18 protein-coding genes are annotated in these 19800 nt (G+C 63.2%); 7 read left to right on the top strand and 11 right to left on the bottom strand.

Annotated features, from left to right (window positions below; all coding sequences use genetic code 11):
- Positions 1–78: 78 nt before the first annotated feature.
- Positions 79–1656 (bottom strand): trimethylamine methyltransferase family protein, encoded by a 1578-nt coding sequence (locus AC0L2Y_RS13325; protein WP_473556718.1) that lies wholly within the window; start codon positions 1654–1656, stop codon positions 79–81.
- 210 nt (positions 1657–1866) lie between these two features.
- On the opposite strand from AC0L2Y_RS13325, the gene AC0L2Y_RS13320 reads away from it, so the two are divergent.
- Entirely contained in the window at positions 1867–3027 is a 1161-nt protein-coding gene (locus AC0L2Y_RS13320; RefSeq protein WP_473556717.1) for an MFS transporter, read from the top strand.
- A gap of 24 nt (positions 3028–3051) precedes the next feature.
- Here the strand turns inward: AC0L2Y_RS13320 and AC0L2Y_RS13315 are convergent, their stop codons facing one another.
- The gene (locus AC0L2Y_RS13315; protein WP_473556714.1) at positions 3052–3624 is read right to left on the bottom strand and encodes a hypothetical protein; all 573 of its coding nucleotides are present in this window, start codon (positions 3622–3624) and stop codon (positions 3052–3054) included.
- A 99-nt stretch (positions 3625–3723) separates the two neighbouring features.
- Here AC0L2Y_RS13315 and AC0L2Y_RS13310 point away from each other — a divergent pair, with 99 nt between their 5' ends.
- The 3 genes from AC0L2Y_RS13310 to AC0L2Y_RS13300 all read left to right on the top strand — a co-directional run bounded on the left by AC0L2Y_RS13310 (position 3724) and on the right by AC0L2Y_RS13300 (position 8828).
- Positions 3724–5799 carry a prolyl oligopeptidase family serine peptidase gene (locus tag AC0L2Y_RS13310; RefSeq protein WP_473556713.1) on the top strand — a complete coding sequence of 692 codons (2076 nt, stop codon included), beginning with the start codon at positions 3724–3726 and terminating at the stop codon, positions 5797–5799.
- Between the two features lie 240 nt (positions 5800–6039).
- Positions 6040–7419, top strand: coding sequence for an aspartate aminotransferase family protein (locus AC0L2Y_RS13305; RefSeq protein ID WP_473556711.1), 1380 nt, complete (start codon positions 6040–6042; stop codon positions 7417–7419).
- A gap of 584 nt (positions 7420–8003) precedes the next feature.
- Complete coding sequence (locus tag AC0L2Y_RS13300; RefSeq protein WP_473556709.1) at positions 8004–8828, top strand: methyltransferase domain-containing protein; 825 nt, start codon at positions 8004–8006, stop codon at positions 8826–8828.
- Positions 8829–9187: 359 nt separating this feature from the next.
- Here the strand turns inward: AC0L2Y_RS13300 and mmsB are convergent, their stop codons facing one another.
- Genes mmsB through AC0L2Y_RS13285 form a run of 3 tightly spaced genes read right to left on the bottom strand, consistent with a single transcriptional unit; the run spans position 9188 to position 11680 of the window.
- Entirely contained in the window at positions 9188–10072 is an 885-nt protein-coding gene (gene mmsB / locus AC0L2Y_RS13295; RefSeq protein WP_473556707.1) for a 3-hydroxyisobutyrate dehydrogenase, read from the bottom strand.
- Between the two features lie 49 nt (positions 10073–10121).
- Positions 10122–10490 (bottom strand): four helix bundle protein, encoded by a 369-nt coding sequence (locus tag AC0L2Y_RS13290; RefSeq protein ID WP_473556705.1) that lies wholly within the window; start codon positions 10488–10490, stop codon positions 10122–10124.
- A gap of 23 nt (positions 10491–10513) precedes the next feature.
- On the bottom strand, positions 10514–11680 hold the full coding sequence (locus tag AC0L2Y_RS13285; protein ID WP_473556703.1) for an isobutyryl-CoA dehydrogenase: 1167 nt from the start codon (positions 11678–11680) through the stop codon (positions 10514–10516).
- A 151-nt stretch (positions 11681–11831) separates the two neighbouring features.
- On the opposite strand from AC0L2Y_RS13285, the gene AC0L2Y_RS13280 reads away from it, so the two are divergent.
- On the top strand, positions 11832–12446 hold the full coding sequence (locus AC0L2Y_RS13280) for a dimethylsulfonioproprionate lyase family protein (protein ID WP_473556701.1): 615 nt from the start codon (positions 11832–11834) through the stop codon (positions 12444–12446).
- A 1-nt stretch (position 12447) separates the two neighbouring features.
- Positions 12448–13917, top strand: coding sequence for a cobyric acid synthase (locus AC0L2Y_RS13275; protein ID WP_473556699.1), 1470 nt, complete (start codon positions 12448–12450; stop codon positions 13915–13917).
- Here AC0L2Y_RS13275 and AC0L2Y_RS13270 read toward each other — a convergent pair.
- From AC0L2Y_RS13270 to AC0L2Y_RS13260, 3 genes are all read right to left on the bottom strand, one after another.
- Positions 13914–14336 (bottom strand): VOC family protein, encoded by a 423-nt coding sequence (locus AC0L2Y_RS13270; protein WP_473556697.1) that lies wholly within the window; start codon positions 14334–14336, stop codon positions 13914–13916. The genes AC0L2Y_RS13275 and AC0L2Y_RS13270 overlap by 4 nt on opposite strands.
- Before the next feature lie 72 nt (positions 14337–14408).
- Positions 14409–15236, bottom strand: a complete 828-nt coding sequence (locus AC0L2Y_RS13265) for a helix-turn-helix domain-containing protein (RefSeq protein ID WP_473556695.1) — start codon at positions 15234–15236, stop codon at positions 14409–14411.
- 44 nt (positions 15237–15280) lie between these two features.
- A complete protein-coding gene (locus AC0L2Y_RS13260; RefSeq protein WP_473556693.1) occupies positions 15281–15520 on the bottom strand; it encodes a hypothetical protein in 240 nt (79 codons plus the stop codon).
- A gap of 200 nt (positions 15521–15720) precedes the next feature.
- Here AC0L2Y_RS13260 and AC0L2Y_RS13255 point away from each other — a divergent pair, with 200 nt between their 5' ends.
- Positions 15721–16140 carry a TerB family tellurite resistance protein gene (locus AC0L2Y_RS13255; protein ID WP_473556691.1) on the top strand — a complete coding sequence of 140 codons (420 nt, stop codon included), beginning with the start codon at positions 15721–15723 and terminating at the stop codon, positions 16138–16140.
- Positions 16141–16162: 22 nt separating this feature from the next.
- Here the strand turns inward: AC0L2Y_RS13255 and AC0L2Y_RS13250 are convergent, their stop codons facing one another.
- The 3 genes from AC0L2Y_RS13250 to AC0L2Y_RS13240 are packed head-to-tail and all read right to left on the bottom strand — an operon-like array spanning position 16163 to position 19595.
- The gene (locus tag AC0L2Y_RS13250) at positions 16163–17785 is read right to left on the bottom strand and encodes an ABC transporter ATP-binding protein (protein WP_473556689.1); all 1623 of its coding nucleotides are present in this window, start codon (positions 17783–17785) and stop codon (positions 16163–16165) included.
- Positions 17782–18651, bottom strand: a complete 870-nt coding sequence (locus AC0L2Y_RS13245; protein WP_473556686.1) for an ABC transporter permease — start codon at positions 18649–18651, stop codon at positions 17782–17784. Before AC0L2Y_RS13245 ends, AC0L2Y_RS13250 begins: the two co-directional genes overlap by 4 nt.
- The gene (locus tag AC0L2Y_RS13240; protein ID WP_473556684.1) at positions 18648–19595 is read right to left on the bottom strand and encodes an ABC transporter permease; all 948 of its coding nucleotides are present in this window, start codon (positions 19593–19595) and stop codon (positions 18648–18650) included. The genes AC0L2Y_RS13245 and AC0L2Y_RS13240 overlap by 4 nt, the downstream gene beginning before the upstream one ends.
- Between the last annotated feature and the right edge of the window lie 205 nt (positions 19596–19800).

Below are 19800 nucleotides of genomic sequence, written 5' to 3'. Positions count from 1 at the left end.
GAAGATCGGATACGGCGATGTTTCCGGCCAGCCTGCCATCAAGACGAAGTGGGGGTCGACTGTTCATCAAACCAATGATCAAAAATCGGTCGGCGCGCCGCCTTCAGCCCGGCGCTTGTCGACGAAGGCGTTGAGCTCCTCGCGGATTGCCTGATCCATGTAAGGCTCTTCATAGGACGCCAGCCGTTCCTTCCAGATGCGATTGGCCTTTTCGAGCGCGGTCGGCGATCCGGCCTCCGCCCAACTCTCGAAATTGCGCCAGTCGGAAATGATTGGCGCGTAAAACGCGGTTTTGTAGCGGTCCTGCGTGTGCTGGGTGCCGAAGAAATGGCCGCCGGGGCCGACCGACTGGATGGCGTCGAAACCGAGCGCTTCCTCGGAAAGATCGAGCGGCGTCAGGAACTCGGCGACCATCTGCAACAGGTCTATATCGAGGATGGTCTTTTCGTAGGAGCAGCGCAGGCCGCCTTCGAGCCAGCCGGCCGCATGCATCATCAGATTGCCGCCACCCTGGATGGCGCCCCACAGCGAAAACACGCTTTCATAGGCGGCTTGCGCATCGACCGTGTTAGCGGCGCAGGTGTTTGAGGTGCGGTAGGGGATGTTGTAGCGGCGGGCGAGCTGGCCGCCGACCAGCTGCGCCTTCATATATTCCGGCGTGCCGAAGGCCGGCGCGCCGGACTTCATGTCGACATTCGAGGTGAAGCCGCCGTAGCCGACAGGCGCGCCCTTGCGCACCATCTGCGCAAAGGCGATGCCGGACAGCGCCTCGGCATTTTGTTGCACCAGCGCGCCGGCAATCGTCACCGGCGCCATGGCGCCGGACAGGGTGAACGGCGTCACGATGACCACCTGACCCTTGCTCGACATCTGGATAATGCCTTCCATCATCGGCAGGTCGAGCTTGAGCGGTGAATTGGTGTTGATGATGGTGAATACCGACGGCTCTGCGAGCAACTGCTCATGGCTGATGCCGCGCGCGATCCTGGTGATCTCGATGCCGTCGACGTTGCGTTCCTTGCCGAGCGAATAGATGTGGAACATCTTGTCGGTCAGCGTGGCGAGGTCACGGATGCATTCGAGGTGGCGTACGGACGGATGGATGTCGATCGGCTCGACCGGATAGCCGCCCGTGCAGTTCAATATGTTGTGCATCTGCGCAAGCTTGAGGAAGTTGCGGTAGTCCTGCTGGTTGCCTGGCCGGCGGCCGCGGTCGACGTCTGAGCAATTGGGTGCCGACGCCATCATCGAGATGATCAGATTATCGCCGCCGAAGCGTACATTGTGCGCCGGATTGCGGGCGTGGATGGTGAATTCCGGCGGGCAATGGGCAACCAGTTCCAGGATCATGTCGCTGTCGAAGCGCACCCGCTCGCTGCCTTCGCGGACATCGGCGCCATGCGCCTTCATGATGCGCCGGGCTTCGTCATGCAGCACGTCGACGCCGATTTCCCTGAGCACGCGCAGAGAGGCGAGATGGATGGATTCCAGCTCGTCGTCGGAAACCAGCCGGGTCGGTGCCAGCGGGTTCTTCAACTGCCGAAACGGCGGCTGCTCGAACGCCGCCGATCCGCCGGCACGCTTCCCCGCGCGGCCGCCGCGACGGACGCGGTCGTTTGCCAGTGCCGGTTCGGCGGGCTGAAGGGCGGCGGTCATGATAGTCCTCGTACGCTGCGGCAATGCGGCGGCATAATGGACTGTCGGCCGTCCGGCCATTGCGGAGGCGGCGACCACTAGGACGAGGGAAGCGACATGCCCTGGGGGCAGCCGGCGGGATCGCCAGCCTCTTGATCGCGTTCCGGCTGGCGCAAGCGGTTTTCGTTGCCGGTGCTTACCGCGACGGAACCGAAACGCTAATCCTCCATCATGGACCGGGCGGAACAAAGCAGCGGCGAAATAGGGCAATGGGCGGCGATCACCGGCGTGATCGCCACCGTCTCGGTGTTCGCCATCGCGCAAGGGCTGAGCTATCCGCTGTTGAGCTTCATCCTGCAGCGCCAGGGCGTCTCGCCGGCGATGATCGGCCTGTCGGCGGCAATGACGCCGATCGGCTTCATCGTCTCTTCGCCGCTGGTTCCGGCGCTGGCGCGGCGTTTCGGGGCAGGGCGCACCGCGCTTACTTGCGCGGCACTTTCCGCGCTGGTGCTGGCGCTGATCGGCTGGACGCAAAATGTCTATCTGTGGTTTCCGCTGCGCTTTTTGATCGGCGCCGTCACCAACCCGCTCTACGTGCTGAGCGAAGTCTGGGTGATCGCACTGGCGCCGCCGGCACGCCGCGGCCGCGTCATGGGCATCTATTCGACGATCATTTCGGCGGGCTTTGCGGCGGGGCCGCTGTGCCTGCTTGCCGTCGGCACCGAGGGATGGCCGCCGTTTCTGGTCGGCATCGGCGCATTCCTGTTTTGCGGCGCCTGCCTGGCCTCTGTGCTGGCACGGCTGCCGAGGGTCGACGAGAGCGGACACCGGGTTTCGGTGCTGGGGTTCGTGCCGCAGGCTTGGCTGTTGTTATCGGCGGTGATCGTGGCCGCCGGTTTTGAACAGGCGGTGCTCGCCTTGCTGCCGGTCTATGGAACGCATTACGGCATCGCCGAAGCGCGCATGTCGGCGCTGCTTTCAGTGATGATCGCCGGCAATATCGCTATGCAGGTGCCGCTCGGCTTGCTGGCGGAGCGGCTGACGGCGCGGCTGGTGCGGTTCATCTGTGTTTCGGTGACGGTGCTCGGATGCGTGCTGCTGCCGGTTCTCATCGAGACGCCGCTGATATGGCCGTGCGTCTTCATCTGGGGCGCGGTTTCCTACGGCATTTACACGATGTCGATCATCGAACTCGGCGAGCGGTTCACCGGCTCGGCACTGGTCGCCGGCAACGCCGCCTTCTCGCTGATGTGGGGCGTCGGCGGCATCGCCGTGCCGCCGCTGGCGGGCAGCGCCATGGATGTTGTTGGCGCCGGCGGCCTGCCAATGACGCTCGGTGCCATTTGCCTGGCGCTGGCGACTACAACCGTCATGCGGCGGCGGATGGTGTGAGATTCCGACCGGATGCTGAGATCCTCAATTGTCTTGCCGCCTGAAGACCGCCCAGAGGTCACAGTCGGCGTGGCGTTCTTCGGGATGCGTCTTGTGCAGCAATTCCTGAATCTCAACGGCGCGATCAAAGTCGTCTATCAGCCCAACGCAGGATAGCTCTTCGTTGGCGAAGACGTCGGGGAAACCACCGCAATTGGTCAATGCGCTGATGTCGACGTTCTTGTCGAGCAGATCATAGCCGATGAAGGTGAACTCGTCCCAAGCGAATGAGCGCAGATCCGCCGAAGGACTTCGGATTACGCCAAGGATGTTAAGGTTGCTCGTATCGGTCAATTGCGAACGCAAAAACTCCAGATCCACGAAGAAATCCAGCATGAAATCTTCGTTCACGATGTAGGGCCAGTAGCTATCCTTTATCTCCCCAAGTGCGGTCGGGCACAGCATGCCGTCGAGAGAGACGACCTCTGTCAATTGGGTGAGGCCCGACCACTCCATGTATTTGTCCCATCCCGTGCCATGGGATGGATCAAACTTCTCAGTCGCAATGTACAGACGTTGCATGAGGTTCCTCGCAGTCCATGCAGAGAGCCTTGTCATGGCAATCTCCGACCATTCGTATTTACGTGTTCCGGTTGAATGTCGGTAGCGCCATGCCGATGTTTGTGGCACCGAGCCTGACGAATTTTTGGAGACCGCATGACCAAGCCGATCACTCAAAAGCAGCCAGGTTCAGCCGGCGAGACAAAAGACCCCTTTCTCTGGCTGGAGGACAGACGAGGCAAGCAGGCCCTCGACTGGGTGCATCGCCAAAATGCGATCACGGTCGGGGAGCTGCAGGGTGATCCGTCCTATCGGACGTCGTTCGAGACGGCGCTCGACCTGATGACGGCCGAGGATAACATCGCCGTCGGGGCCGCTATCAACGGCTATGTCTATAATTTCTGGCAGGACCGGACGAACGTACTCGGCCTCTGGCGGCGCACCACGGTCGCCTCCTACAAGACCGACAAGCCGGAATGGCAGACGATCATCGACTTCGACAGTCTGGCGGCGAAAGAGGGGGTGAAATGGGTGTTCAGCGGCGCCAGCCGACTTTACCCCGACTTCAGCCGCTGCCTGCTCAGCCTGTCGCCGGATGGCGGCGATGCCAGCGAGATGCGCGAATTCGATATCGAAAGCAGATCGTTCGTCGATGGCGGCTTTCGCGCTCCTGCCTCGAAATCGAGCTTTAGCTGGCTGGACGAGGATACAGTCATCGTTTCCGCCGCCTTCGAGGAGGACGACAAGACCCAGTCCGGTTATCCGCGCGTGGTCAAGCTTTGGCGGCGCGGCGCGCCACTGGAAGCGGCGATGCCGATCTTCGAGGCGCTGAAGCAGGATCTTGCCGCCGGCGGGTCCGTCGAATTCGACGGCGACAAGCGTCATGTCTTCCTCGTCCGGACCATCGACTTCTTCGCCTCGCACAGTTTCCTGCGGCTGCCTTCCGGCGAAAACAGGCGGATCCCGTTGCCGGACGACGCCACCGATACAGCGCTGTTCAAGGGCCAGTTCGTCTTCGGCGTGCGTACCCCATGGACGGCGCCGGACGGCACGCTGTGCAAGCCCGACGGGCTCTATTCACTCGATTTCGAGCGCTGGATCGAAACCGGGCTATTCGGATCCCTCGATACCGTGCTCGAGCCGGCGCACCGTGTCTCGATCGCCGGTATTGCCCGCACGCAGGACCGGCTGTTCATCAATTTGATGGACAATGTGCGCGGCAAGGTCGTTGCCGGCGCGCGCAGCGACAGCGGCTGGGAGTTCAAGCCCGTGGCGTTGCCCGAAAACGGCAATGTCGGCATCAGCCATGCCGAGCATTTCGGTTCCAGCGTCTCCTTTTCCTTCACCGATTTCCTGACGCCGAGCTCGATCATCTGGTCGGACGACAATGCGGCGACGCTGGCAGCGGTGAAATCGCAGCCGGCGCGCTTCGATGCGTCGTCCCTGGTCTCCGAACAGTTCGAGGCACGCTCGAAGGATGGCACGATGATCCCTTATTTCGTCGTCAGGCGGCGCGACTTGCATGGACCCGTGCCGACATTGCTTTACGGCTACGGCGGCTTCGAAGTGCCGCTGCTGCCCGGCTATGCCGGCGTGCGCGGCAGGCTGTGGCTGGAGAAGGGCAATGCCTATGTGCAGGCCAACATCCGCGGCGGTGGCGAGTTCGGCCCGAACTGGCATCAGGCGGCGCTCAAGGCCAATCGCCAGAATGCCTTCGACGATTTCGCCGCCGTGGCGCAAGATCTGGTCAAACGCGGCATCGCCACACCGGCCACGCTGGGCATCCAGGGCGGATCGAATGGTGGCTTGCTGACCGGCGTCTCGCTGACCCAGCACCCGGAATTGTTCGGCGCGGTGATCATCGACGTGCCGCTGCTCGATATGCTGCGCTACACCGAACTGCCGCCCGGCGCGTCATGGATGGCCGAGTATGGCGATCCGGCGAAACCGGAAGAGGCTTCCTGGCTCGCCGCCTATTCGCCCTACCAGCATGTAGACACGGATGCAGCCTATCCGCCGGTGTTGCTGACGACCTCGACCGCCGACGATCGTGTCCATCCCGGGCATGCCCGCAAGATGGCGGCACGGCTGCAGGCGGCCGGCCACGGCAAGACGCTGTTCTTCGAGGAGACCGAGGGCGGCCATGGTGGACGCGGCGATCGGCGGCCGCAGGCCACACAGGCGGCGATGAAGTACGTCTTCCTGCAACGGGCCCTGACTGGCACCAATTGACCGGCGTCGCTTGACCGGCACGGCTTGAACTGAGGGCTCGAGGCAGCCTAAGGTGCATGCATGGCTCGGCTGGCGAAATCGGGTTGCGCATTTGGGGTCGCGGTGACGCCGTCGTCGCGCACGCTTCGCGCCGAGCTGTTGCGGCTGTGCGCCCGCATCGGCTATTCGCCGCCCGCTGTCCTCTGACGAATCCGCCCCGGCGCGAAAGCAGCCGGATTGGTTCAAGAGGAAAGACCAGATATGACCTACCAGAATTATTCGCTGAAGCAGCTTCAGCAGATCGATGCCGCGCATCACCTTCATCCGTTCACCGACCACAAAGAGATGCGCGAGACCGGCTCGCGGATCATCACCCACGCCAACGGGCCGTTCATCTACGATGCCGAAGGGACGGAAATCCTCGACGGCATGGCCGGGCTGTGGTGCGTCAATGTCGGCTATGGCCGCGACGAGCTGGCCGACGCCGCCTACGCCCAGATGAAGGAATTGCCCTACTACAACTCCTTCTTCAAATGCTCGACGCCGACGCCGGTTCTGCTGTCGAAAAAGCTGGCGGAGATCGCGCCAAGGCACATCAACCAGGTGTTCTACGGCTCGTCCGGTTCGGAGGCCAACGACACGGCGCTGCGTCTGGTCCGTCACTATTGGGTGCTGGAAGGCAGGCCCGAGAAGAACCGCATCATCTCGCGCAAGATGGGCTACCACGGCTCGACCATCGCCGGCGCCTCGCTCGGCGGCATGGATTTGATGCACAAGCAGCTCGGCGGCGCCGTGCCCAACATCGTCCATGTAATGATGCCCTATGCCTATGAGCTGGCACTGCCCGGCGAAAGCGACCATGATTTCGGCCTGCGCGCGGCAAAGGCCGTCGAGGACGCCATACTCGAAGCCGGCGCCGACAAAGTGGCCGCCTTTATCGGCGAGCCGGTGATGGGGGCGGGCGGGGTGAAGATCCCGCCGATGAGCTATTGGCCGGAGGTGCAGCGCATCTGCCGCAAATACGATGTCCTGCTGATGCTGGACGAGGTCATCACCGGCTATGGCCGCACCGGCGAGTGGTTCGCGGCACAAGCCTTCGATGTCGAGCCCGACACCATCACCACGGCCAAGGCGCTGACCTCCGGCTATCAGCCACTGTCGGCGCTGCTGGTCGGCGACCGCATCGCGGCGACGCTGGTCGAAAAGGGCGGCGAATTCTATCACGGCTACACCTATGCCGGGCACCCGGTGGCCTGCGCGGTGGCGCTGAAGAACCTCGAGATCATCGAGCGCGAGGGTCTGGTCGAGCGCGTCAGGAACGACACCGGGCCTTACTTCGCCAGGGCTTTGCAGGAACGTCTCGGCGGGCACGACCTGGTCGGCGAGGTGCGCTCGTTCGGGCTGATGGGAGCGATCGAGATCGTCAAGGACAAGGCAACCAAGGAGCGCTTCCTGCCGGCCGGCAGCGCGGCGGTGATGGTTCGCGACCACGCGGTTGCGCAAGGGATGATGCTGCGCGCCACCGGCGACACGATGATCCTGTCACCGCCGCTGATCTGGACGCGCGAGACGATCGACATGGCCTGCGACCGCATCGCGAGGGCGCTCGACCTGGCCGAAGCAGATTTGCGCAAGCGGTAAGATGGAACGATCGCCGGGCGTCCGGTAATCGGGCGCCCGGAGTTTGAATGCCGCTTTATGGCGAAGAGTTCGCCAGGCGAGGCTGTTGGCGGTATCGACGACCACGCGTGATCACTGGCCCGCCTTGACACCGATGACGTGCCCCTTCGCGTCAGTGACCAACCTCCCTTTCGATTGGTCCAAGATCACAACTATGTTGCCGAAAGGATCGCGGACACGGGCGCACCGTCCGACCGCGATCTCGAATGGCGGTTGCACAGTCTCACCGCCGGCGGCCAAGAATTCCTCAAACGCGTTGTCCACGCTATCGACCAGAGACGTGTTCTGTCGACTTCAACAAGTGATCCGAAAGGCCGATGGTTCCTCGGTTTGGATTCGGCTGTGGACGGAATGTTGCCATTCGTCTCGTCGATGGAAACGAGCAGCAGTAAAGGTCTCGTTAGGGTGGCGGGCGGATCGTCCTAGCGATCTGCTCTGTATCCATGTTTCCCGGTCCGGTTGCTAGTCGACAGACACGTGCTTTAAGATGGCTGCTTGAAGCGCCGATCGGCCCGTTGCCCGAACGGCTGGTCCGGGAGGGCGCAATGGCCCAGCAAGAGCAGTGGCAGCTGGAAGGCAGCGCTGCGGAACTCTACGAGCGCTATCTGGTCCCGGCAATCACAGCCCAGTGGGCTGCCGACCTTTTGGATCGTGCTGCGCCTCAATCTGGTGAGCGGATTCTGGACGTAGCTTGCGGCACCGGCGTGGTGGCACGCTCGGCGGCCGAGCGTATGGGAAATGGGCAGGTCGTCGGCCTCGACATCAACACGGGCATGCTTGCCGTTGCTCGCTCGCTCCCGAGAGGTGCTGGACCGCGTATCGACTGGCACGAGGGAAGCGCGCTCGAAATGCCGTTTCCTGACTCCACCTTTGATTTGGTTCTTTGCCAGCTCGGACTGCAGTTTTTTCCGGACCGATCGAGTGCGCTACGTGAGATGTTCCGGGTTCTGGTGCCTGACGGCCGACTGGTCTTAAACGTTTTCAGCGCTATCGAGCACACTCCCGCGGCAAAGGCGTTGGCGGATGCCTTGGATCGACACCTCGGTCCGGGCGCTTCGGCAACGAAACGGTCCGAGCATTCACTCGCCGATGCGGACGAGCTTTACCGATTGGTGGCCGGGGCGGGATTTCGTCAGGTGACCATCCACACGACGACACAGAACATCCGGTTCCCCTCGTCAAAGCAATATGTGCGATTACAGCTGGCAGCGACTCCGCAGGCTGGGCTGGTCAGCGGAATGGAGGCCGGACATCGGGACGCCGTCATCGCAGCGATCACGGCTGATCTCAGTTCTTCGCTGGCAATCTATTCAACTGGAGGGGAGCTGATATTCCCCCAAGAGGCTCACGTCTTACTCGCACGCAAGTAGCGCAGCTGACGCGTCGGTCGTCAACGTAGGTCAGGACCGCCGCCACGAGGCCGACGATCATCTGGAGTCGCGCCAGGGCGATCGCCTTGTCCTTGAAGAATGCGAAACGCAAAAACCGCGCTCCATCGGAACGCGGCTTTGCCAGATACGCATGGCGCTTCGCCAACAATACACTTGCGAAACTTACGGCGAAACTTACGGGCTCCGGTACGCGAGACCTGATCCGGAGCGCCGGGCGGATGTCCGCCTCGCAATCCGTTTTAAACGCACATCGTTACTGCAGGGTTAGCAAGAGCTTAAGCAAACCTAAATTTGCCGACTTTCCGCTTTGGGCAGATCGAAAACTACGAAATTGGAGCTTACGCCGGGTCACCGCGCAGGAAATTGATGATGCCGGAAAAGTCGGCGCCGGCATTTCCCTGTGCGTTGAACAACGCATAGAGCTGGGCTGCCTCGGCGCCGAGCGGCGTTGCCGCACCGACGCTCTGTGCGGCCTCCTGCGACAGTTTCAAATCCTTCAGCATCAGCGCCGCTGCGAACCCAGGCTTATAGCCATTGTTGGCGGGCGATGTCGGCACCGGGCCGGGCACCGGGCAGTAGGTGGTCAGCGACCAGCACTGGCCGGACGAGGTCGAGGCGACGTCGAACAGCGCCTGGTGCGACAGGCCAAGCTTTTCCGCCAGCACGAAGGCCTCGGCAACACCGATCATCGAAATGCCCAAAATCATGTTGTTGCAGATCTTCGCCGCCTGTCCGGCGCCGTCGTCGCCGCAATGAACGATGCGGCCGGCCATCGGCTTGAGGATTGGTTCGGCCTTGGCGAAGGCGTCCTTCGAACCGCCGGCCATGAAGGTCAGCGTGCCGGCCGCCGCACCGCCGGTGCCGCCGGAAACCGGCGCGTCGATCGTCAGCAACCCGTGCTTGGCGGCGATGGCATGGGCCTTTCGGGCCGACTCGACGTCGATGGTGGAGGAATCGATGAACAGCGCGCCTTTTTTCGCCTTGGCCGCGATGTCTGCGTAAACCGACAGGACATGCTTGCCCGCCGGCAGCATGGTGATGACCGCATCGGCATCCTTCACCGCTGCAACGGCATTGGCCATGATGACGACGCCGTGTTCTCTGGCGATGACGAGGTTTTCCGGCACCAGGTCGAAGCCGTGCACGGCATACCCGGCCTTGACCAGATTGGCGGCCATCGGATTGCCCATATTGCCGAGGCCGATGAAGGCGATGGTGGTCATAATGGCGCTCCGTGGTTTAGTAGGCAGTAGGCAGTAGGCAGTAGGCGACCTATTCGGGCGCAAGTTTGCTAATAAGTTGGCGAAGCATTTTTCCGATGCCCTCGGTTGCTAAAAGCACGTGATAAGCTTGATCATGCGTAGCAAGGCCAATGCGTTCACCGATCTGGAGGTGCGTCTCGAACTCCTTCAGCGACCCCTGCGCTATCCTGAGAAATTGCTGATAGGAGCCTCTGTTGTCTCGGCCATAACCTTCCGCGATGTTTGCAGGAATAGAGGTTGCCGAGCTGCGGATTTGGCTGGTCAACCCATACAATTCCTCTTTTGGCCATGCCTTGGTCAGGGAGTAGGTTGTGACGGCCAGATCCATCGCCTGCTGCCATACGATAAGATCCTTATACGAATTGATCTTGCCGGTCATCTTTCTGCCTACTGCCTACTGCCTTAACGTCCGATCAGCGCGCGTGCGATGATGACGCGCATGATTTCGTTGGTGCCTTCGAGGATTTGGTGGACGCGCAGGTCGCGAACCAGCTTCTCGATGCCGTAATCGTGCAGATAGCCGTAGCCGCCATGCAGTTGCAGGGCGTCGTTGGCGACGTTGAAGCCGGTATCGGTGACGAAGCGCTTGGCCATTGCCGACCATTTCGAGGCATCCGGCGCCTTGCAGTCGAGCTTCGAGGCGGCGGTGTAGAGGAAGATGCGCGCTGCCTGCAGTTCGGTCTCCATGTCGGCGAGTTTGAACTGCAGCGCCTGGAACTCGTTGATCTTCGAGCCGAAAGCCTTGCGCTCGGCGGTGTAGGTGAGCGCCTTGTCGAGCGCCGATTGCGCGCCGCCGAGCGAGCAGGCGGCGATGTTCAGCCGGCCGCCGTCGAGCCCGGCCATGGCGATGCCGAAACCGGCGCCTTCAGCCGACAAAAGATTTTCGGCCGGCACCTTGCAATCCTCGAAGACGACCTGGCGGGTCGACTGCATGTGCCAGCCCATCTTGTGCTCGTTGGCGCCGAAGGACAGGCCGGGCGCGTCCTTCGGCACGACGAAGGTGGAAATGCCCTTCGGTCCGTCGGCGCCGGTGCGCGCCATGACGATGTAGATGTCGCTGTCGCCAGCACCCGAGATGAACTGTTTGGCGCCATTTAGCACATAGTCACTGCCGCTTTTGACCGCGCGCGTCTTCAGCGCCGCCGCATCCGAGCCCGAGCCCGGCTCGGTCAGGCAGTAGCTGGCCAGCCATTCCATCGAGGTCAGCTTCGGCAGGAAGCGGCGGCGCTGCTCGTCGCTGCCGAAGCGGTCGATCATCGATGCCGCCATGTTGTGGATCGAGATGAAGGCGGAAAACGCCGGATCGGCACGCGAAAGCGCCTCGAATATCAACACGGCGTCGAGCCGGCCGAGCCCTGAGCCGCCGACATCGTCGCGGACATAGATGCCGCCAAGGCCGAGCGGGCCTGTCTCGCGGATCACATCGGCGGGGAAATATTTGTTGCGATCCCAGTCGAGTGCGTTCGGCGCCACACGGTCGGCGGCGAAGGCCTCGGCCATCTCCTGGATGGCGCGCTGGTCCTCGTTGAGTTCGAACTGGCTGGTGCCCGCATCGACAGCGGCATCCATGGCGTGCTCCCTGATGTTTCCGGCCTGCTGGCCTGTCGTTTTTGGCTTTGCGCGCCGTCCAATCTAGACCAATGATGCCGCCGCGCAACCCGACCGTCTCGATCTAACTATCTGCGCAGCCGCTGTGCGCGAATGCGCTTTGGAGCAAAGTGTGACGACAAATTTCGACGAACTGCTTGGACGCTTCCAGGCCTATCTCCAGACGTTCGACGATGCGCTGGTGCGCGATGCCGTGGCCCGGATCGGCTGGGCCATGCCGGCGCGTCGGCTCGAGCCGCATCCGATCGCTTGCCTGCACCAGCTCGACCGCATCGTCGAACTCGTTCCCGCTGCCGCCAAGCCGTTGGCGCGGCTGGTTGCGGAGCGTCGTGGCGATCTGCACTGGGGCCAGACCTATGGCGAGGCGGATTTCGGCAGGATTTTCATGGAGAATTATGGCTGGCTGGAGGTGTTCGGCACACGCGGCCATTTCGTCAATGAAGAGGTCGCGGGCGGTCTGCTGATCCTTGGACCCGACATCGTCTACCCCGATCACCACCACGTCGCGGAGGAGATCTACATCCCGCTGACCGGCGGCACCGAATGGCGCATGGGCGATGGCGGTTTTCGCCTTCGAGCGGCGGGCGAGGTGATCCACCATGCCTCTGACGTCAGCCACGCCATGCGCACCGGCAAGGAGCCGCTGCTGGCGCTCTATCTCTGGCGCGGCGGCCCGTTGGCAGCCAAGTCGACGATCACCGCAACCGTTGCGCAGGGCAGGGGCTGACATGGCCAAGGCGATCATGCTGCAGGGCACGGGTTCGGATGTCGGCAAGACGGTGCTCGTCGCCGGGCTGTGCCGCGCGGCTAGGAACCGTGGGCTGAAAGTGCGGCCGTTCAAGCCGCAGAACATGTCGAACAACGCGGCCGTCGCCGATATTCCAGGCGTTTCAGGCGGCGGTGAGATCGGCCGCGCCCAATGGCTGCAGGCGATCGCCTGCGGCGTGCCGCCGACCATCCACATGAACCCGGTGCTGCTCAAGCCGCAAACCGATATCGGCGCTCAAGTCGTCGTGCAGGGCAAGGTGTTCGGCGAGGCGCGGGCGCGCGACTACCAGGCGCTGAAGGGCCGGCTTATGGATGCCGTGCTGGACTCCTGGGCAAAGGTCGGCGAGGGCGCCGATCTGGTCATCGTCGAGGGCGCGGGATCGCCGGCCGAGATCAATCTCAGGAGCCGCGACATTGCCAATATGGGCTTCGCGACGCGCGCCGGCGTGCCGGTGATCCTGGTCGGCGATATCGATCGCGGCGGCGTCATCGCCTCGGTCGCGGGCACCCATCTGATCCTGCCGGACGAGGACCGGCGCATGATCGTCGGTTATCTCATCAACAAGTTCCGCGGCGATGTCTCGCTATTCGACGACGGCATCGAGGCGATCGAAAAGTTCACCGGCTGGCGCTGTTTTGGTGTCGTGCCGTGGCTGAAGGCGGCGGCGCGGCTGCCATCTGAAGATTCCGTTGTGCTCGAACGGCTGGCGTCAGGCGAGAAGCGCGCGCTGAAGGTCGCCGTGCCGGTGCTCTCGCGCATCGCCAATTTCGACGATCTCGACCCGCTCAAGGCCGAACCGCAGGTCGAGGTGGTGTTCGTGCCGCCTGGTGAGCACTTGCCCGAAGATGCGGGTCTGGTGATCATTCCCGGCTCGAAGTCGACGATCGGCGATCTCCTGAAATTCCGCGAGAACGGCTGGGACCGCGACCTTGCCGCGCACAGGAAGCGCGGTGGCCATATCGTCGGCATTTGCGGCGGCTTCCAGATGCTCGGCCATGTCGTGCGCGATCCCGACGGCATCGAGGGCAGCGTTACCGAGACGCAAGGCCTCGGGCTGCTCGACGTCGAAACGGTGATGGACCCGGAAAAGACGGTGCGCAACGTCAGCGCGCGCTCGGTGCAATTCGATCTGCCGCTCGAGGGCTACGAGATCCATCTCGGCCGCACCACCGGTCCAGACACGCTGCGGCCGTCCGCCGTTATCAACGGCATCGATGACGGCGCTATCTCGGCCGACGGCAAGGTGCTGGGCACCTATATGCACGGGCTGTTTTCCGCCGATGCCTTCCGGGCGAAATTCCTCGAAAGCCTCGGCGTCAAGGGCGGCGGCATCGACTACCGCGCCGAGGTCGAACGGGCACTGGACGAGATCGCAGCCGAGCTGGAAACCCACCTCGACTGCGACGCGATTTTCGGGCTGGCGCGTTAGCTGGCGGGCTCGTCAGCCTTCGGCCAGTAGGTGCCGAACGACCAGACGTTGCCTTCCGGATCGCGGCAGATGAATTCGCGGCTGCCATAGTCGCGGTCGGTGAGCTCTTCCAGAATCTCGGCGCCGGCGGTTTTTGCCCGCGCGTATGCCGCGTCGGCGTCAGCGACCGCGACATAGATCGACTTGCCGCCGCCCGAGCCGGGCGCGCCGACCATCTTGCCATAGGCATCGTCGCGGGCCGTGCCGAGCATGATGATCGAGGAGCCGAATGCGAGTTCGGCATGGTGCACCACGTCGCCTTCGCCGTAGCGGGCGTGGACGCTGAAGCCGAAAGCCTCGCACAGCCAGTCGATCATCTTGCCGGCATTTCGGTAGCGCAGCGCCGGGTAAAGCCGCGGTGCTTCGGTGGTGTTCGGCATGGCAATCTCCTTCGCTGTGTTGGTCGATCAACCCAGTCTGGGCGAAGGCCGGTTGCGCGTCTTGAAGAAATGTTACCTCGCGGCGACAGTCGTCGGCGTGACGCCTGCGAGGTCGCGAAACTCGCGCACCAGATGCGCCTGATCGGCATAGCCGCAGTCGGCGGCAATGTCGGCCCAATCGCTGTTGGCCCGTCTCGACAGGCCAAGCGCATGGTTGAAGCGGACAATTCGCGACAGCGTTTTTGGGCCGGTTCCGACCGCGTCCGAAAATTTTCCGTTAAGATGCTTGCGGCTCCAGCCAAGCTTTTCGGCCAGCGTCGAGATGCGGATCCGCCCACGCGTCGAGACGATCGTCTCATAGGCCCAGACCATTTCGGCTTGAGTGCGGCCTGCGGTTGCCAACCGATCGGCGACGAAGACCTCGGCGATGGCGAAGCGTGAGCTCCAATCCGGCGCATTGCCAAGCCTTTCGCGAAGCGCGATGCCTTCGACGCCGAGCACGTCATCCAGGCCGACCATGCGGTCGGTCAGTTCGCTCATCGGCCGGCCGAAGAAGCGACGGGCGCCGAGCGGGGTGAAATTGATCTGCACACAGCAGGCGCCGCCGAAGGATTCGATCACCACCGGGCCGGCATAAAGGCCGGCGGCAAAACTGGCGAAGCGGTCATTGTCGCTCGGGTCCTTGCCGAGCCCGATGGCAAAGGGTTCGGCAAAGCTGATGACCAGCGGCACGGTCAGCGAGGCATATTCGACGGCGCGGAAATGGCCTGGCATGGTTTCGCGAAAGCCGCATATGTCAGTGACGGCGCCCTGAAGCCTATGACCGGGCGCGCGCCGCACCATCTCGAACCGATCGAGCCCTGGGCCGTCGTGGCGGCTGCCGTCTTCGCTGGCGGGCATGTGCTTTCCCTCGTCCAGGAATTCTAACAGACCATCCTGCAGAATCAAAAGCGCCCCGCGTTTTGGCGGGCGCGGCGGGGTGGCGGAGATTGTGAATTTTGTGGGCGTGGTTTTTTATCGCCGCGCATAAGGCAGCCCGCGGCCAGCACGATGTAGGCGATGACGACAATCCACGCGGCATTCAAAGGGATGAAAGCAAGAACGCCAAGCGCGGCGAGAACGCCGATGATGGCGATGACAAGGGATATGATGAAAATAAGCTGGGTAGGCGCACTGAGATTCATGTTCGGTCCCTCCTCAACATGATTCGTACAGCGGCATAGTATCAGTCGCGCGGTCACACACCAATGAGCCCACGCAGCGGGCTTGCCAGATTGGCCGGCAGTTTCCGGCGAGAAAATATGGCGGGTTCCACCATTCGCACCCCGTTTGCGCCAAGCCGATTCCGCGCTACCTTCCCGACGAATCGGAAGGGCTGACGGCGATGGGATTGCTGGACCAGATACGCTCGATTTTCGACGGCGATCCCGGCGTGCGCAAGGTGGCGGACGATCCGGTGCTGTCGGCGGAGCTGCTGATGCTGTTCCGCATGATCCTGGCCGATGGGTCGGTCAGCGAAAGCGAAATGACCGCCTTCAGGCGTATCTGCCGGGACGCCTTCGGCATTCCCGAAACCAGCATCGACAGCGTCATCGAATACCTCAACGATTTCGGCTACGAGACCAACGGCTCGCAGGCCGTCGCCCAGTTTCGCGACCTCGACGTCGAGCGGCGCAAGCTGCTCGCCCGTCACATGGCCGAGATCGCCAAGGCCGATTCGCAACTCGCCGGGAGCGAGATGCAGCTGCTGCGCCGCACGCTCGACCTGCTCGACATCAGCCCGGCCGATGTGGTGAAGTCGTAAGACTAGTCTAACGGGTCGCTGCTCACCCCTGTTCCTGCAGCCGTTTCGCAATTGCCCGATGCAAATCGGGAGCGGCGGCGACCAGCGCCTTGGCGGCTTCGGATTGCGGGTGGTCGAGCACTTCGCTTGTCCTGCCGCGCTCGACGATCTTGCCGTCATGCATGACCATCACTTCGTCGGTGATGGCGCGGGCGACGGTCAGATCATGGGTGATGAACAGATAGGCGATGCCGAGCTTCTGGTTGAGCTCGGCGAACAAATCGAGGATCTGGGCGCGGATCGAGACGTCGAGTGCCGACACCGGCTCGTCGGCGACGACCAGCTTCGGCCGGGTGATGATGGCGCGGGCGATCGACAGGCGCTGGCGCTGGCCGCCCGAAAACTCGTGCGGGTATTTGTCCATGTCGCCTGGTGAGAGGCCGACCTCGTGCAGCGCATGCGCCACCATCTCGCGCCGCGCCGCGGGCGCCGGCTTCTTCTCCAGCACATGCAGCGGCTCGGCCACCAACCTCTCGACCTTCTGGCGTGGGTCGAACGAACCATACGGGTCCTGGAACACGACCTGCATGTCGCGCCGCGCCGGCTTCAGCTCCGCCTCGCTCTTGCCGGTGAGGGTGTCGCCACGGAAGCGGATCGTACCGGCCGTCGGCTTGTCCAGCGCCAGGACCATGCGGGCGAGCGTCGATTTACCGCAACCGGAGCGGCCGACCAGCGCCACCGACTGGCCGGGCGCCATCGCGAAGGAGACATCGTCGACGGCGTGGATGGGAGCCCCCCGCTTGAGCAGCGATATGCGCCGTGCCGGATAGTCGCGCGTCACGCTGTCTACCTGAAGAAGAGGCTTGCCTTGGCCGACCTCATGCGTGCGGGCCCGCGCGGGCACATGCATCGAGGCCTGCGCCAGCTGTCGCGTGTAGGGATGAAGCTGTTCGGACAGGATGCGCGCCGTATCGCCGGCCTCCATTACCTCGCCATGGCGCAGGATGGTGATGCGGTCCGCCATCTCGGTCACCACTGCGAGGTCGTGCGAGATGAGCAGAAGACCCATGCGATTTTCCGCTACGAGATCTCGCAGCAGGTCGAGAATCTGTGCCTGCAGCACCACGTCGAGCGCCGTCGTCGGCTCGTCGGCAATCAGCAGCTTGGGTTTCAGCGCACAGGCGATGGCAATGACGACGCGTTGGCGCTGGCCGCCGGAGAGTTCGTGCGGATAACGCGTCAGCGGGAATTGTGCTGCCGGCAAGCCGACCCGGTCGAGCATCTTTCGCGCCCGTTCCTCGGCGTCGGCGCGGCTCGCCCCGGTGTGCCAGCGAATACCCTCGGCGACCTGCTCGCCGATGGTCTTGACCGGATTGAGCGCCGTCATCGGTTCCTGGAACACCATGCCGATATCGTCGCCGCGCAGTGCGCACATCTGGTCCTCGCTGGCGGCAAGGATGTCGATGCCGTCGAAGGTGATGCGTCCGCTGGCGTGCGCCGCCCAGGGCAGAAGCTGCATCACCGTGAGCGCCGTCATCGATTTGCCGGAGCCGGATTCGCCAACCAGCCCCATCACTTCGCCCGGCGCGACGGAAAGCTCGATGTCTCTGAGGATAGCGGTGTCGCCGATGGCCAGCGACAGATTCTCGATTTCGAGCAGGCTCATCGCTGCCGCCGCGATTTCGGGTCGAGAATGTCGGCAATTCCGTCGCCAAGCAAATTCAGGCCAAGCACGGTGACGACGATCGCCATGCCCGGAAAGATCGCCATCCACGGCGCCACCACCATGCGGGTCTGGGCGTCGAACAGCATGCGGCCCCAACTCGGCATCGGTGGCTGCGTGCCCAGCCCGACATAGGAAAGCCCGGCTTCGGCCAGTATGCCCAGCGCGAACTGGATGGTGCCTTGCACCAGCAGCAGCGTGGCGATGTTGGGCAGCACATGTTCGATGCTGATCAGCGTCCTGCTCTTGCCGGCGGCGCGGGCGGCGAGGATGAATTCGCGCGGCCAGATCGCCAGGGCGCCGGCCCGGGCGACGCGCGCGAACACCGGGATGTTGAAGATGCCGATGGCAATGATGGCGTTGAACGCGCCCGGCCCGAAGATGGCGGTGATCATGATTGCCGAAAGCAGCGCCGGAAAGGCAAAGACCAGGTCGTTCAGCCGCATCAGCAAGTCGTCGACGAAGCCGCCGCGCGCCGCGGCAAAGGCGCCGAGCGGCACGCCGACGCCCATGCCGATGCCGACCGCCACCAACGCCACGGCAATCGAGTTGCGGGCGCCGACCATGATCATCGACAGGATGTCGCGACCGAAATGGTCGGTGCCGAACCAGTGCGCCAGCGATGGCGCCTGGGTCTTGTCGGAAATGACCAGCCTGGTGACGTCGTAAGGTGTCCACAAGAAGGAGATGATCGCGACCGCAGCCACCAGTGTGGTGACGACGAAGCCGGCGAGGAACGAACGGTTTCGAAACGCCTTGGCCAGGATGCCGGCAAGGTTCTCGTCGGGGATGTCGATGTGCAGCGTCATTGCCGGCCTCTCAGGCGCGGATCGACCACCGCATAGGAGAGATCGACAATGAAATTGACGACGATGACGGCGGCAACCAGCAGCATGACGACGCTCTCGACCACGATCAGGTCACGCTGGTTGATTGCCTGGAACACTAGCCGGCCGAGGCCGGGCAAATAGAAGACGTTCTCGATGATGATGGTGCCGGCAAGCAGGAAAGCGAATTGCAGGCCTAGAATGGTGACCACCGGGATCATGGCGTTGCGCAGTGCATGCCGCCACAAGACAAGGCGATAGGGCAGGCCCTTGGCGCGGGCGGTTCGGATGTAGTCCTCGTTCAGCACTTCGATCAGCGCCGAGCGGGTGACCCGGGCGAGGATCGCCGCCTGCGGCAGAGCGAGGGCGACCGCCGGTAAAAGCAGCGATTTCAGTGCCGGCCACACGCCGGCGCTCCAGCCGGGAAAGCCGCCGCCAGGCACCAGCCGCAGCCAGACGGCAAAGAGATAGATCAGCATCAGCGCAAACCAGAAATTGGGCACGGCGACGCCAAGCTGGGCGGCACCCATCGCGATCGTGTCGCCGGCGCGGCCGCGCCGGCTGGCGGAAAACAGTCCGACCGGAATGGCAATGACGGTGGACAGCGCCAGCGCCATCAGCGCCAGCGGCAGCGAGACGACGAGGCGCTCACGGACCAGATCGATGACCGGCACCGAATAGGTGTAGGAACGGCCGAAATCGAGGCTCAGCAAGCCGCCGGCCCAATGCAGATAGCGCAGCACGACGGGAGCGTTGAGTCCCATCTGGTCGCGCAGCAATTCGATCTGGTCGGCGCTGGCGTTCAGGCCAAGCATCAGCCGCGCCGGGTCGCCGGGAATGATCTCCAGCACGGCAAAGACCACCATGGAGGCCAGAACCAGCGTGACGACGGCGATGGTGAGGCGCTTGAGGAGATAGGCGGTCATGGACGTTGAGGAACCGCTGTGTTGCCGGATGCAAAAACCGGGCGAAGCTTGCGTTCCTGCCCACCCCCCTCTGTCCTGTCGGACATCTCCCCCTCAATGGGGGAGATTGGCAGTTTCCACGCCGGCACTGTCCTTGCAACGCCAGTGGTTGGCGAAAGCGGCGGTGAGGGCTCAATCTCCCCCCTAGAGGGGGAGATGTCCGGCA

This window comes from Mesorhizobium sp. WSM4830 (genome assembly GCF_055811495.1).
This window is presented reverse-complemented; position numbering and strand designations above follow the sequence as displayed.